Here is a 14,305-nt window from a genome sequence, read left to right as displayed (position 1 = left end):
GATGGACGCGGTTGGAAGGGGTGAGGTGGAAGTGTCGCAAGTCAGCAAGGCACGGTTGTGGTCGATCCAGGCCCCGTTCCTTGTCCCCGCGCCGACCGGGGTCGCTGTGCGCGATCGGCTCAAAGGCCTCATTCCTGGGGATGAGGCGGTGCTGCACGCGGTGGGCTCCCACCAGGGCTCGCTCGCCTCGGCGGACCTGGCGGCCCGGTGCGCTGATGGCACCGACCACGACAAGGACTCCTGGGCCGCCCGCAAACGTGAACTGACCCCCGCCTCGTCCTCGCGGTGGGCCGGGGCGATCACCAGGGCGTCGAACGAGCAGTGGGCGCTGGCCCGGCGCGGCCACCTCGCCCACCTGCACCGCCTCCGGGCGGGGATCGACACCCTGCGGCACCGGCTGTCCCAACCCCTGGGGGCCCAGGGGACCCGGCACGTGCCGGGTGGGTACCGCACGCCACAGGAGTGGCACGCCAAGTCCCGGCGCCTGCACGCGCTCCAGTCCCGGCACGCGGCGGCGGTCGCCGACTGGGAGACCGGACGGGTCCGTGTGGTGCGCGGCGGCAAACGACTGGCCAACACCCGCCACCACCTGGGCGAGGCCCACCTCACCGAAACCCAGTGGCGGGCCCGATGGGAGGCCGCGCGCTCCTTCCTGCAAGCCAACGGGGAGTCGGGCAAGCGGCATGGCAACGAGACGATCCGCATCACCCCCGGCGGTGAGGTGTCGATCAAATTGCCCGCCCCGCTGGCGTATCTGGCCAACGCCCCCCATGGCCGGTATGTGCTCTCCTGCCGGGTGGCCTTCGCCCACCGCGGCACCGAGTGGGCCGACCGTGTCGAGGCCGACCGGGCGGTGGCCTACCGCCTCCACCACGACACCGACCGGGACCGGTGGTACGTGACCGCGTCCTGGACCCACCCACCCGTCCGGCAGGTGCCGTGGGAGGCCGCGCTGGCCCACGGGGTGATCGGGGTGGATGCCAACGCCGACCACCTGGCCGCCTGGCGCCTGGACACCCACGGCAACCCCGTCGGTGACCCCCGCCGGTTTGACTACGTGTTGTCGGGGGCCGCGTCCCACCGGGACGCGCAGGTACGCCACGCCCTGTCCCGGTTGTTGCGTTGGGCCACCGGATGCGGCGTGGCGGCGATCGCGGTGGAGGACCTGGACTTCGCTGCGGAGAAGACCCGGGAGAAGCACGGGCGCCGCAAGAAGTTCCGCCGGTTGATCTCCGGTTTTCCCACCGCCCGGCTGCGGGCCCGGCTGACCTCGATGGCCCATGCGGTGGGGGTGGCGGTCATCGCCGTGGACCCTGCTTATACGTCCAAGTGGGGTGCTGCGCACTGGCAGAAACCCCTCACCAGTAAGAACAGGAAGGTCTCCCGCCACGATGCTGCGAGCATCGCGGTCGGGCGACGCGCCCAGGGGTATCCGGTTCGGCGACGGACGGCACCGCCCCCACACCACCGGAGTGATGGTGTGGGGCCTCGGACCGCCCAGGCCGCACCGGGGGTCTCCGGGCGTGAGGAACTCCGCCGCCCCGCCCCGGAGCGTGCACACGATGCACACCGCCGGACGGAGGGAACGCGAACGCGGAGAACCAGCGCGTCCAACACCGTTGGGGACGTGCCAGTGACACAGGTGTGGGTCCAGGACTCACTCCTGAACACCGCCGAGAAACGGTTCGAGGCGCCGTGAGGTCCGAGCGCACACCCGTCTCCACGCCGCGGCGGGGGCGCGCGCTGCGGGCGCGACCCGGGCGCCCGCCCTGGATCCTGGTCCTGCCCGCGCTCGTGGGGGCCGCCTTCCTCGTCCTGCCCCTGGCGGGCCTGCTGGTGCGCGCGCCCTGGTCCACCATGGCCGACCGCGTCACCGAACCCGAGGTGCTGGCGGCCCTGTGGCTGTCGCTGTCCACCGCCACCGCGGCCACCGTCCTCTCCCTGCTCCTGGGAGTGCCGCTGGCCTGGCTGCTGGCCCGTACCGACTTCCCCGGGCGCCGCCTCGTGCGCGCCCTGGTCACCGTCCCCCTGGTGATCCCGCCCGTGGTCGGCGGTGTGGCACTGCTCCTGGTCCTGGGCCGCAACGGGATCCTGGGCCGGTACCTGGACGCCTGGTTCGGGATCACCATCCCCTTCACCCCCGCCGCCGTCGTCCTCGCCCAGATGTTCGTCGCCATGCCGTTCCTGGTGATCAGCGTGGAGGGCGCGCTGCGCGGGGCGGACCGCCGCTACGAGGAGGCCGCCGCCACCCTGGGCGCCAGCCGGGTCACCGTCTTCACCCGCGTCACCCTGCCCCTGGTGCTGCCGGGCATCGGCGCGGGCGCGGTCCTGTGCTGGGCCCGTGCCCTGGGCGAGTTCGGTGCCACGATCACCTTCGCCGGGAACTTCCCCGGTACCACGCAGACCATGCCGCTGGCCGTGTACGTGGCCATGCAGCACGACCCCGAGGCCGCCATCGTGCTCAGCCTGGTCCTGCTGCTGGTCTGCCTGGCCGTCCTGGCCACCCTGCGAGAGAGGTGGACGAACGCCTGATGGCGCCGACCGACGACCTCCCCGACGCCTCCGGACCCGTGCTCGACGCACGGCTGCGCCTGAACCGGGGCGACTTCGCCCTGGACGTGGACCTGCGGGTCCGGTCCGGTGAGATCCTCGCCCTGCTGGGGCCCAACGGCGCGGGCAAGTCCTCGGCCCTGCGCGCCCTGGCCGGGCTGGTGCCCCTCACCGGCGGCCACGTGCGTGTGGACGGCCGCGACGAGACCGCCACCCCCGTGGAGCGCCGCCCCGTCGGCATGGTCTTCCAGGACTACCTGCTCTTCCCGCACATGAGCGCCCTGGACAACGTCGCCTTCGGGCCGCGCTGCCAGGGCCTGCCGCGGTCCCGGGCCCGCGAGCGCGCCGCCGAACTGCTCGCCCACATGGACCTGTCCGCACACGTCCGCTCCCGGCCGCGCCACCTCTCCGGCGGCCAGGCCCAGCGGGTGGCGCTGGCCCGCGCCCTGGCCGTGCGCCCGCGCCTGCTGCTGCTGGACGAGCCCATGGCCGCCCTGGACGCCAGTACCCGCATCGACGTGCGTGCCCGGCTGCGGCGCCTGCTGGAGGAGTTCGACGGTGCCACGGTGCTGGTCACCCACGACCCGCTCGACGCCATGGTGCTCGCCGACCGGGTCGCGGTCATCGAGAGCGGTGGGATGGTCCAGCAGGGGCCGCCCGCCGAGGTGGCGCGGCGCCCCCGCACCGCCTACGTCGCGCGGCTGGTGGGGCTGAACCTGTTCCGGGGCACGGCCGAGGGCACCACCGTCACCCTGGAGGCCGCCGGACCCGGTAGTCCCGGCGGTCCCGCACGGGTGGAGGCGCACGAGGCCCACCACGGCCCCGCCCTGGTGGCCTTCCCGCCGCGCGCCGTGGCCCTGTACCCGCGGTGCCCGCACGGCAGCCCGCGCAACGTGTGGAGGCTGAGGGTGGAGGGGATCGAGCGCTTCGGGGACCAGGTACGGGTGCACCTGTCGGGCCGGCCGTCCCTGGCGGCCGACATCAGTCCGGCGGCCCTGGCCGAGCTGGGCCTGGCCCGGGGCGACGAGGTGTGGGCGGGGGTCAAGGCCGCCGAGGTCGAGTGCTATCCGGGCTGATCCCGACAGCGCCCACGGCACAGGGCTTGTGCCTCCGATGGCACCGTCTTTATCAGCAGAAAAGCACATAGATCTACCCAGTCAGAGATATCAAAACCAGTCCTGGAAAACATGTGCGCATCTGGATATCTCACCCTGACGCGGGGGAGACTGTAGGAACCTGGCGACGACAGTCCTTCCCCCAGTGGCTGAGGAGGGTGCCATGTCCCTGAGAGAGCACGAGAGAAGGATCCTCGAGGAGATCGAGCGGCAGCTCAGCGAGGAGGAACCGGACCTTGCCGGACGCATGGAGTCCTTCGGATCCGAGGATCCCGACGCCCCGGCGGATCCCTACCTGGCCAGCTGGAGACCATGGGTGGCGTGCGCCCTGATCGCCGCTGTCACGGCCGGTCTGCTGGTGCTGCTGTTCGTACTCACTCCGAGTACGCCACAACCGTCGGCGCCGACGCCCGCCGGTACGTCGCAGACCACCGACGACCCGGTGCCGGAGGAGAACCCGCTGGACACCGAGCCGGCGAACACCGGACCCAACGGGGCAGAGCAGGTCGAGACGCCCTGACCACCGCGGGGCGGCGGGTACCTCCGCCGCGGCAGGGATGCTCGTGGATCCGGTCGGCCGGATCCACGGGGACCGTGGTTCGCCGGGGTCTTCCTCCCGGTCGGCACCACACGCTCCGACGCGCGACGGCGTGTGGCGCGCACCTGTCCGGGTGCGCGTCGCACGCCGTCGCGCGTTCACCGGCGGAGCCGGGCGCACTTCCCGCCGGAGCGCGCGCTCAGGAGCCGTAGCCGAGGATCAGGGTCCAGAAGGGACCGTCCTCGTCGTGTACGACACCCGCTCCGACCTCCTGGGCGGAGCACCTCAGGAGCACCTTCTCGTGTCCGGAGTGGCTCGTCCAGGTGCGCACGGCCTCCTCGGGCGTCTCGAATCCGCTGGCCACGATCTCGCCCGCGACGCGGTCGTACCCCAGTTCGCGGGCACGGTCGCCGGCCGAGGTGCTGTGGAGGAACGGCGCGCCGGTGTCCGATCCGCCCCCGGCCCTGGCCTGGCTGTGCTCACGGGCCGCCTCGGCGAGCACCTTGTCGGTGCCGAGCGCGTCGCATCCCGCACGGGTCCTCTGCTCGTTCACCAGCCGTACGACCTCGGCCTCGGCCTCGGGCCAGGGCTCGGCCTGGTCCTCCGCACCGCCGGCCCAGGGCGGGGGCCAACCGCCGCCGGACCCGGAGGCTGACGGTGAGGACCCGTCCCCGAACACGTCGGGGTCGGCCGCCCCCGTCACGCCGGCGCAGCACAGGGCCATCGCCAGCCCCGCGAGGACGGGGCCTCGCACCAACCGGTTTCGCATGTCTTTCCACCTTCCGTGCGCGGGGCCCGCCTGTCGCGGCGCCTCCGCGCACACCAGGGGAGGACGGCCCCGGGGCCGTCCTCCCTCACAGAGACTCACTTCGCCGCGCTGGTGGTTCTGTCCACCGTGGCGCCGTGCATGGAGGCCGTGTAGGTCACGTACTCGTAGGTGACCTCTCCGTCATCTCCCGCGTGGCTGCGGACCACGGTCATGGTGGCCCCCTTCGCGCCGGCGGCGCCGAAGCTGTCGTGGAAGCTCGCGTCGGCGGCCGCGACCGAGGGCGCGCCCAGGGCCAGGCCGGACGCCAGGGCGGTCAGCAGGAGCGTTCGTCGTAGTGGGGTCATCGGTCCTCCTCGGAATGGTCGGGTCACGCTCGCCGGACGCGGCGGTCCGCGGACCGCCGCGTCCGGCAGAACCGATCTCTAGCGCGCAGCGCTGACGACGCTGTGGACACCGGCGCCGTGGGGGCCGGCCCAGGAGGCGCTCTTCTTGAAGAAGGCGCCGCCGTCGTGGTGGCCGTGGTGGCCGTCCTCGTCCCCGTCCTTGTCGTGGTGGCCGTCGAAGGCGACCGCCTTCACGTCGTGGCTCATGGCGCCCTTGGGGCCCGCCGCGTTGGCCTCACCCGAGAAGAAGCTGTCAGCCAGGGCCGTGGCCGGAGCGCCGAAGGCGAGGGCCGGAACGGCGACAGCGGCGAAGGCGAGCCGGGTGAGAGTCGTGCGATTCATTCTGTGTCCTTTCGAGGCGGACTGGCGCTCTGCCAGTCCAGCGGCGCCGGTTCCCCCGTCTCGACCCTGGGAGGAACCGTTCTCCTGGCGCCGTTCGTACATCTGCCCCGAGACCGACCTTATTAACTCTTAGTAGTAGCTCAATAGCCTAAAGTAATAATTGGCCGTTTTGGGGTCGATTTTCCCTGTTCCGAAAGGACATGGGCTCCGAAGGGGGAAGGGACCGGACCGCTCCAGGCCGTGACGGCTCCGACCCCCGCGGCACCACCGCGGGGGTCGGAGAACACGAACGGCGCGCACCGGCGAAGCCGGTACGCGCCGTTCACGCGGGCGGGATCAGAGGGCGTTGGCGAACTTCACCGCCAGCGGGCCGGCCACGGACGAGCCGCCTCCGCCGCCCTCGACCACCACGGCGAACGCCACGTCGCCCTTGAAGCCGATCATCCACGCGTGGCTGGGCAGGTTGCCCTCCTCGTCCGCGTCCTCGGCGGTGCCGTACTCGGCGGTGCCCGTCTTGCCGTGCACCTCGCCCTGGAAGGGCAGGCTCTTGGCGGTGCCCTCGGTGACGACCGCGCGCATCATCGTCCGCAGCGCGTCGGCGTGGGTGATCGGCCGGGGCTCGGGCGTGCCCTCCCGCACGGGATCCTTCACCAGCACGGGATGGCGCCAGGAGCCGTCGGCGACCGCGGCGGGCACCGTGGCCATGTGCAGCGGCGTGGTGAGGATCTGGCCCTGGCCGATGCTCTGCGCGCCCAGCAGGACGCGGCCCTCCGGGGTGGGGAACGACGGCTCGAACGCGGGCACGCCGATGTCCAGCGGCGCGTTCATGCCGAACTGCTCGGCGCTGGCCTGGAGGGTGTTCGCGTCGAGCCGCTCCACGACCTGCTGCACCAGGGCGGTGTTGCAGGAGGTCGCGAACGCCTCGGTCATCGACTGGGCCCCGTAGGCGGCGCCGCCCGCGTTGGTGAAGGTCCAGCCGCCCGGGTCGTACTCCTTGGAGCAGTCCATGGGGGCGTCCGTGGTCATGCCGCCGTCCAGCAGGGCGCTGTAGGAGACGACCTTGAACGTCGAGCCGGGGGCGTACTGGCCCTGGAAGGCCCGGTTCATCCCGCCGGGCACGTTCACCGCGGCCAGGATCTCCCCGGTCGAGGGGCGCAGGGCCACCATCCCGGCGGGGTCGTTGGAGCCGATGATGGCGTTGGAGGCCGCGTCCTGGACGGCCATGTCGATGCTGGTGGTGATGTCCTCGCCGTCGGCGCCGTCCAGGGTGGCCACCGTGTTCTCCTCGGTGACCTCCAGGGAGGAGGTGTCCTCGGCGGCGTCGGCGTCGGCCATCACGATGGTCGTGGCGGCCTCACCGGCCAGCCGCTCCTCGTAGGTGCGCTGTAGGCCGCTGACGCCCACGGTGTCGCCGACGCTGTAGGCCGGGCCGAGCCGCTCGACGTCCTCCGCGGTGGCCTCGCCCAGGGAGCCCGCGATCATCTGCAGGGAACCGGAGACGCTGCCGTCCAGCGGGGTGCCGTCCGCGGCCAGGATCTGGCCGCGCTCGCCCCACACGGCGGTGCGGGCCAGGACCTGGCCCTCGCCCAGACCGGGGTAGGCGACCTCGGGTGAGAAGTCCACCCACCACTCCCCGTCCTCGCGGACCAGCGGGAGCTCGCCCTTCCAGCCCCAGTCACCGGCGTTGGTCAGGCTCACCGTGACCTCGTAGGAGGCGCTGCCGCTGCTTCCCTCGGTGGTCGGCGTGGAGACCTCCACGTCGAGGGACTCGATGCCCAGCCCCGAGTCGATCCCGCTGAGCACCGACGCGGCGTCGCCGCCGGTGGTGACCGAGGCCAGGCGCTCGTAGTCCTGGGCCTCCCAGGCCGCCTCGTACTCGGCGGTGGCCTCCCCGGGTTCGGGCAGGGTCAGGACGTACCAGGACGCGGCTCCGCCGACGAGCAGCAGGACCACCACGGCGGAGACGACGCCGATGACCAGACCGCGCCGCGACTTGCGCGGCGGTGGCGGGGGCGGGGGCGGGGGAGCGGGGTCGTAGTCCCCGTCGTCGGGACGGTCGGGGCCGTTCGGTCCGCCGGGGGCCGCGCCGCCGCCGTAGAGGTACTCGAAACCCTCCGCGGGGCGCTGCCCGGACTGGGGCCCGGACGCGGCGGGGCTCTCGGGGGCGTACTCCGGAGAGGACGCGTTCGCCGGGTAGGGGTCGCTTTCCGGGTAGGGGCTGCCCTCCGGGTGGGGGGCGCCGCCCGGGTAGGGGGTGTCGCCGTGGTGGACGGGCTCGCCCCGGTAGGGGGCGTCGTCCCAGGAGCCGTCGTGGCCCGACGGCGCCTCGTGTCCGACGGAGGAGGGCTCCTGCCAGGAGTCCTGGACGGGCCGGGGGCCGCCGGGAGCCTCACCGGTGGGGCCGCTCCAGCCGCCGGCGGGGCCCTGCGCCGCCGGATAGGGGGTGTTCCAGTGCTCGGGGCGGTGCGGGTCCGAGGTCGAGAGGGACTCCCACGCGTCGGCGGAGGATCCGTCGTCGCGGGGTGTGTCCCAGGAGCGGTCGGCGGAGCCGAAGTCCTCCGGGAGGGTGCCGAACGCAGGTCCGGACGGGGCCACCGAGTCCGTCGGTCGCGCGTGCTTGTAACCACTGAGGCCGGTGGTGTCCGTGGGGGGTGGTGCTCCCTGTGGCCGCCGGGGAATGCGGTAGGGGTTCTCGGGGCGCGGTGCGTGCGCCGGGGTCTCATCCGATTCTTCGGGCGGCCCGGAGGAATCCGGCTGCCGGGGGGACCGTTCGTCCACGCCTGACCGTCCTTCGCTGCGTTTGCTGGAGATACCACGATGCCCCGCTCCCACCTCGGTGGGAGCGGGGCACGAGGATGAGGGTCGGCATGGCGGTCGCCTCTCGGCGCGAGGCACAACGGGGCTCCTGACCGTACGGTCACCCACCCGGGGGCGGGGCCGTACGCGGTATTCCGCGAAGGCTATAGGTGAGGCCCGGGGGACACTTGCTACCACACCGACCAACAGTGACTCTAACCCATCGGGCGGAGCCGTTGTTCCCCCACCCGGGGATGAGGCGCATGCGCAATCTCACGGAGGAAACGGGGTGGGACGGGAATGTGGTGGCCGGTCCCGCAGAGGGGCGCGGGACCGGCCGGGAAGCCCGCGCGCCGGAGACTACTCCTGGCGTGCGACGCTGGTCTGTTCCTCACGGGAGAGCAGCTTCAGGCGCTTGCGTCCGCGCTCGGCGCCCAGCTCCGCCTCCCTGGCCTCGATCCGCTGCCAGCCCTCCCACGTGGTGTAGCGCACCCCGCGCTCCTCCAGCAGGGCGCGGAAGGCGGCGGACTCGGGCTCGACGGCCGGGGTGAGGGACGCGCGGTCGGCCACGAGGTTGGTGACCGTCTCCAGGGCGTCCCCCTTGGTGTGGCCGATGAGGCCGACGGGGCCGCGCTTGATCCACCCCGTGGCGTACACGCCGTCGATCGGGTTCTCGTCCAGGTCCAGGACCCGGCCCCCGGCGTTGGGGACGACGCCGCGCTCCTCGTCGAAGGGCAGGTCGACCAGGGGCGATCCCAGGTAGCCGATGGCGCGGTAGACGGCCTGTACCTCGTGGTCGACGTACTCGCCGGTTCCCCTGACGTTGCCGTCGCCGGCCAGCTCCATGCGCTCGGTCCGAAGGCCCGTGACCCGGTCCTCGCCGAGCACGGCCACCGGGCTGTGCAGGAAGTGCAGGTGCAGGCGGCGCTCGTCGCCGCGCTCGTCGCGGATCGCCCAGTTCTGCAGGACCTTGACGTTGGTCTTGACCTGGTTGGACTCCTCGCAGGCCCGCAGGCTGCCCTCGTCCATGTCGAAGTCCTCGGGGTAGACGATGACCTCGACGCCCGGCTGCTTGTCCAGCTCGCGCAGCTCCATCGGGGTGGCCTTGCACTGGGCGATGCCACGGCGGGCGAAGACGTGCACGTCGGTGATCTGCTTGGCGCGCAGGCTCTCGTACACGTTGTCGGTGATGTCGGTGTCGGCCAGGTCGTCCGCGCTCTTGGCGAGGATGCGGGCCACGTCGACGGCGACGTTGCCCGCGCCGATCACGGCGACGCTGGTGCCCTCGACGTGCCAGGACGGCGGGACGTCGGGGTGGGAGTCGTACCAGAAGACGAAGTCGGCGGCGCCGTGGCTGCCGGGCAGGTCGACGCCCGGGATGTCCAGGGGCCGGTCGCGGTCGCTGCCGGTGGCGAAGACGACCGCGTCGTAGTGGTGGCGCAGGTCCTCCAGCTTGAGGTCCACGCCGTACTCGACGTTGCCGTAGAAGGTGATCTCCGGCTTGTCCAGGATCTTGTGCAGCGCTCCCTGGATCTGCTTGATCCGGGGGTGGTCCGGGGCGACGCCGTAGCGGACCAGCCCGTAGGGGGAGGGCAGCTTGTCGAGGATGTCGATGCTGACGGACGTGCCGCACGCGGACAGGGTCTCGTCCTTGGTGAGCAGGTCCGCGGCGTAAATCCCCGCGGGGCCCGCACCCACGATTCCCACTCGCAGTGGTCGCGTCATCGCACAGCTCCAAGTCTTCGCGCCAGAGTCGGACGCCATCAAAAGGTAAGGCTTGCCTAATGTATCCGGTGTCGGCACCGGGAAAACCTACTATAAAGGTAGAGAATTCCGTCCCTGCTGCCAGGGGGTTGCCGGAGTGCTCCTGGGGATCCGGGAGCGATCGTCCCAGGCGGGAACGGGCCCGGGTTCCCGTGGGGCGCCCGTTGGGAGCCCCCAAACAGGAGTCAACGCCGCGTCACCGGCACATGAGTTCCCCGCGGGCTGTGGGGAAAGTCACCGGGTGGGAGCGGGGGTGCCCGGCCTCCACACCCGTGAGACGTTACCGCTGGTCGAGCTCGGCCTTGACCGTCGCGGCGAACCGGGGCACCTGCTCCTGGCCGGACAGCTTGGCGATGGCGTCCATGATGGCGTCGGTGGCCTCACGGCGCGGACGCGCCCTGTGGGCCTGGCCCCGCCACGGCGACAGGTCCACCGCCTCGCCGAAGCGCACGCCCACACGGTTGAGGGAGGGCACCCTCCCGCCGGGCGGCAGGATGCGCCCGGTTCCGGCCAGCGCCACCGGCACCACCGGGGCGCCCGTGGTCAGCGCGAGCCAGGCCAGTCCGGTCTGGCCGCGGTAGAGGCGGCCGTCGGGCGAGCGCGTGCCCTCGGGGAAGATCCCGAACACCTCGCCGCTCTCCAGCACCTTCAGGCTGCTGTCCATGGCCTCCTGGGCGCTCTGGCCCGGACGCCGGTCCACCGAAAGCTGGCCGATGGCCCGCAGGGCGCGGGCGAACAGGCGCCGGGGCAGGGTCCCCTCGTCGAAGAGCTCCTGCTTGGCGATGAAGCGCACCGGCCGGGGACAGGCCACGCCGACGAAGAGCGGATCGATCAGCGCCAGGTGGTTGACGGCCAGGATGAGCGGGCCGCTGCGCGGGACGTTGTGCACGCCCTCCACGCGCTGGGGCCACACCACGCGGGTGGCGGGCGCGATGACGGTCTTGGCGGCTCCGTACAGTGACACTGGTCGGCTCTTCTCGGTGAATGGCGGGGTCCGTGCGGGGGCGGACGGCGGAGGGCTCCCGTGCGCCGGAGGGTGTGGAGGGCTCCGTGGTCCGTGTTCTCCGAGCTTATCGCTGCCGGGCGGTGCGGAACGTGGGCGAGGGGGCGTGGACGGCCGCCCGGATCCGTTGGGAAGAACACTGCCGTGGTGCGGGCCACAGGCGCTAGGCTCATGGTCTAGACCTCTGGTGCAGGTCAGGGGTCGTTCCCGACGCGCTCGTGAAGCGAGGAAGAACAACCATGCCGAAACTGGTCGACGTCAGCCATCAGATCACCGACGGGATGACCACCCTCCCAGGCCTGCCGGAGCCGGCCGTGGAGGAGAGCACCTCCGTCCCCGCCGCCGCACCCGGCGGCGAAGCCAGCACGGGGCGCGTGACGATGGTCGGCGCCACCGGCACCTACGTGGAGATGCCCGCCCACCGCTACCGGGACGGAGCCGACCTCGCCGACCTGGACCTGGCCCGTGTGGCCGACCTGCCCGGAACGGTCGTCACCGCCACCTCCTCCGCCCCGATCGGCCCGGAGGCCTTCTCCGGCCTGGACGTGCGCGGACACGCCGTACTGGTGCGCACCGGCTGGGACCGGCACTGGCGGACCGAGGCCTACGGCCGTCCCGAGCACCCGTACCTGACCGAGGCGGCCGCCAAGGCGCTCGTCGACGGCGGCGCCACCCTGGTGGGCATCGACTCGGTCGGGGTGGACGACACCTCCTCCGCCGCCGAGGGCGCCCGTCCCGCGCTGGCCGTCCTGCTGGCCGCCGGGATCCCCGTCGTCTCGCACCTGTGCCTGCTCGACCAACTGCCCGAGAGCGGTTTCACCTTCTTCGCGGTGCCCGCCAAGGTCCGCGGGATGGCCGCCTTCCCCGTACGCGCCTTCGCCCTCGCCGACTGAGCACGGGACCCGGCCCCCGGGATCAGAGGTCGGCGTCCACGTCCTTCTGGGCCCGGCGCCGCTCGCGCTGGGCCCGGCGCTCGGCCTCCTGGAGGGCCGCGCGCTCGTCCTGGGCGACCGCGCTGGTCATCGCGTTGGACAGCGCCCGCAGCTCCATGTTGAGCCGCGGGTAGGCGGGCAGCCGGGGCACGGCGCCCATGCGCGGGGTGCGCCTCTCCTCCATCGAGGTGATCAGCTCCCGGAAGGCCAGGTCCACCCGCTGCAGGGTGATGACGCCCGCCGGTTCGGGCTTGTCCCGCGCCAGCGCCGCCAGCGCCAGGTAACCGGTGCGCTGGGTGGCCACCACCACCGGCCACAGCGGCAGGGTGGAGGACGCGCGCGGCACGTCCCCGATCGCGCTGTCGTAGACCCCGCGAAGGTTGACCAGGGCCGCCCGCATGTCCCGGCGCAGCCGGTAGCGATGCTCCGGACCGACCTCCACGTCCTGGTCCAGGACCGCCGCGGTGCACTCGCGCGCGATCCTCAGCACGCTCGTGATGGCCTGGGGCAGGCGGGTCGCCGACGCCTTGCGCCACAGCAGCAGCGAGCCCAGCAGGCCGAACGCCGAGCCCACCACGGTGTCGATGATGCGCGATCCGGCGAGGTCGGTGATGGGGTCGGGGGCGGCGGTGCCGGCCAGCAGCAGCGCCATCGGCGTCACCAGTACCGAGGCGTAGAAGAAGTTGCGGCCCACCACCAGCTGGGTGAGGCCCTGGAAGACCCCGGCGAGCACGATGACCAGGGGCAGCGGCGGGTGCGTCGCGATCAGCGCGGCGCCGACGAACACGCCCACCATGGTGCCGAGCGACCGCTGCACGGAGCGGTTCATGGTCAGCACCACGTTGCCCGCCTGGAGGACGGCGGTCGTGGTGATCCCCACCCAGTAGTAGTGGTCCAGCCCCATGAGCAGGCTGAACGCGCCCGCCGCCGTCACCGTGATCCACATGCGCAGCGCGGTGGGGCGTACCAGCGAGTCCGAGCCCAGGCTGGAGCGCAGCGAGTCCCACAGCGCCGGGTAGCGCTCGTCGTGCAGGGTGTCCGCCTGCTCGTCGTCCTCGTGGGAGGCACGGCGCGCTGACTGGGCGGCCCGGGCCAGCAGGCCGTAGAGCCGGGACTCCAGGGAGCGGGGGCGCAGGCCCCGGCGCAGCTCGTCCAGCTCCTCGGGAGCGGGCGCGAGGGCCGGGTCGGCCACGGCCCTCGCCATGCGCTCGGCGAAGTCGGCGGCCTTCTCCGGCAGCGGCTTGGGGCGGGCCATGCACACCTGGGTGGTGGCCAGGTGTATGTCGGAGACCCAGCGCAGCAGGGAGCGCAGCCGGGCCGCCTCGGGGGTGGTGCGGTAGCCGCGGGTCTGTGCCAGCAGGACGATCCGCCAGGCCTCGGCCACCGCCACCGAGGCCTCGTGCTGGGCGTGGTCCACGTCGGGGGTGCCCACGGAGCGCAGCAGGGACGCGAGCTGGCGGTAGGCCCCGGCCACGGCGCGGTACTCGGGGTGGCGGGCGCGCACGGGCGCTCCGGACATCGACACCGACCAGCCGACGGCCGCGCCGAAGGCGGCCACCAGGGCGTGGAGGGGGACGTCGGCCAGCCCTCCGGGGGCGATGGTGGAGATCGCGCCGACCAGCACGAAGAACAGGGCGCCGGGCTTGTCCACCCGCCAGGCGGCGCACACCCATGTGGCGATCCCGGCGGTCAGCCCGATGGAGACCACGGGGGCCCAGGGGGCCAGGGCCGCGGCGAGGGAGCCGAAGGCGACGCTGGCCACGAAGCCCAGGCCGACCAGGGCCAGGGCGGCCGAGCGGTAGACGTAGGGCGTCTTCTTCTCGTACAGGACCGTCATGGAGCCCAGGGCGGCCAGCGTGCCGACCTCGGGGCCGAACAGCAGCGCCGCCAGGGCGAAGGAGAGCGACATGGACACGGCGGCCTTGACCGCGGTGGTCCACGCCCAGGTTCCGGACTGTAGGCCGAACAAAGCCTTGAGGTCGACCCTGGGCCGGGGGCGCGCGCCCACCTCGGCGCGTTCGTGTCCTTCGCCGGGGGAACCGTCCAGGTCCATCGGCCCGGTGTCTCCAGTGGTTCCCAGATCTCGCACGGTTCCCATCCTAGACCGGGACGA

12 protein-coding genes are annotated in these 14,305 nt (G+C 72.6%); 5 read left to right on the top strand and 7 right to left on the bottom strand.

Annotation, left to right across the window (positions count from 1 at the left end; translation table 11 throughout):
* The first annotated feature begins 148 nt into the window (after positions 1-148).
* The 4 genes from NOSIN_RS10620 to NOSIN_RS10605 all read left to right on the top strand — a co-directional run bounded on the left by NOSIN_RS10620 (position 149) and on the right by NOSIN_RS10605 (position 4,185).
* Positions 149-1,699, top strand: coding sequence for a transposase (locus NOSIN_RS10620; RefSeq protein WP_236743345.1), 1,551 nt, complete (start codon positions 149-151; stop codon positions 1,697-1,699).
* Positions 1,696-2,532, top strand: a complete 837-nt coding sequence (locus NOSIN_RS10615) for an ABC transporter permease (RefSeq protein ID WP_077690578.1) — start codon at positions 1,696-1,698, stop codon at positions 2,530-2,532. The genes NOSIN_RS10620 and NOSIN_RS10615 overlap by 4 nt, the downstream gene beginning before the upstream one ends.
* Positions 2,532-3,626 (top strand): ABC transporter ATP-binding protein, encoded by a 1,095-nt coding sequence (locus tag NOSIN_RS10610; protein WP_077693532.1) that lies wholly within the window; start codon positions 2,532-2,534, stop codon positions 3,624-3,626. Before NOSIN_RS10615 ends, NOSIN_RS10610 begins: the two co-directional genes overlap by 1 nt.
* Positions 3,627-3,828: 202 nt before the next feature.
* Positions 3,829-4,185 carry a DUF3040 domain-containing protein gene (locus tag NOSIN_RS10605; RefSeq protein ID WP_077690577.1) on the top strand — a complete coding sequence of 119 codons (357 nt, stop codon included), beginning with the start codon at positions 3,829-3,831 and terminating at the stop codon, positions 4,183-4,185.
* Positions 4,186-4,402: 217 nt separating this feature from the next.
* Here NOSIN_RS10605 and NOSIN_RS10600 read toward each other — a convergent pair whose 3' ends face one another.
* The 6 genes from NOSIN_RS10600 to NOSIN_RS10575 all read right to left on the bottom strand — a co-directional run bounded on the left by NOSIN_RS10600 (position 4,403) and on the right by NOSIN_RS10575 (position 11,221).
* The gene (locus NOSIN_RS10600; RefSeq protein ID WP_077690576.1) at positions 4,403-4,972 is read right to left on the bottom strand and encodes a CAP domain-containing protein; all 570 of its coding nucleotides are present in this window, start codon (positions 4,970-4,972) and stop codon (positions 4,403-4,405) included.
* Between the two features lie 95 nt (positions 4,973-5,067).
* Positions 5,068-5,316, bottom strand: a complete 249-nt coding sequence (locus NOSIN_RS10595) for a hypothetical protein (protein ID WP_077690575.1) — start codon at positions 5,314-5,316, stop codon at positions 5,068-5,070.
* A 78-nt stretch (positions 5,317-5,394) separates the two neighbouring features.
* Complete coding sequence (locus NOSIN_RS10590; protein ID WP_077690574.1) at positions 5,395-5,697, bottom strand: hypothetical protein; 303 nt, start codon at positions 5,695-5,697, stop codon at positions 5,395-5,397.
* A 336-nt stretch (positions 5,698-6,033) separates the two neighbouring features.
* Positions 6,034-8,475: a penicillin-binding transpeptidase domain-containing protein gene (locus NOSIN_RS10585; protein WP_077690573.1), complete on the bottom strand. Its 2,442-nt coding sequence runs from the start codon at positions 8,473-8,475 to the stop codon at positions 6,034-6,036.
* A gap of 378 nt (positions 8,476-8,853) precedes the next feature.
* Positions 8,854-10,200, bottom strand: coding sequence for an FAD-dependent oxidoreductase (locus tag NOSIN_RS10580; RefSeq protein ID WP_077690572.1), 1,347 nt, complete (start codon positions 10,198-10,200; stop codon positions 8,854-8,856).
* A gap of 337 nt (positions 10,201-10,537) precedes the next feature.
* Complete coding sequence (locus NOSIN_RS10575; RefSeq protein WP_077690571.1) at positions 10,538-11,221, bottom strand: lysophospholipid acyltransferase family protein; 684 nt, start codon at positions 11,219-11,221, stop codon at positions 10,538-10,540.
* 278 nt (positions 11,222-11,499) lie between these two features.
* Between NOSIN_RS10575 and NOSIN_RS10570 the strand changes: the two genes are divergently transcribed.
* Complete coding sequence (locus NOSIN_RS10570; RefSeq protein WP_077690570.1) at positions 11,500-12,153, top strand: cyclase family protein; 654 nt, start codon at positions 11,500-11,502, stop codon at positions 12,151-12,153.
* 22 nt (positions 12,154-12,175) lie between these two features.
* Here NOSIN_RS10570 and NOSIN_RS10565 read toward each other — a convergent pair whose 3' ends face one another.
* Positions 12,176-14,245, bottom strand: a complete 2,070-nt coding sequence (locus NOSIN_RS10565) for an FUSC family protein (protein ID WP_077690569.1) — start codon at positions 14,243-14,245, stop codon at positions 12,176-12,178.
* Positions 14,246-14,305: the final 60 nt, after the last annotated feature.

The sequence above is a fragment of the Nocardiopsis sinuspersici genome, assembly GCF_001998325.1.
In the GTDB taxonomy this organism is placed as follows: domain Bacteria; phylum Actinomycetota; class Actinomycetes; order Streptosporangiales; family Streptosporangiaceae; genus Nocardiopsis; species Nocardiopsis sinuspersici.
The sequence above is the reverse complement of the archived record's forward strand: the minus strand, read 5'-3'. Positions and strand labels throughout refer to the sequence as shown.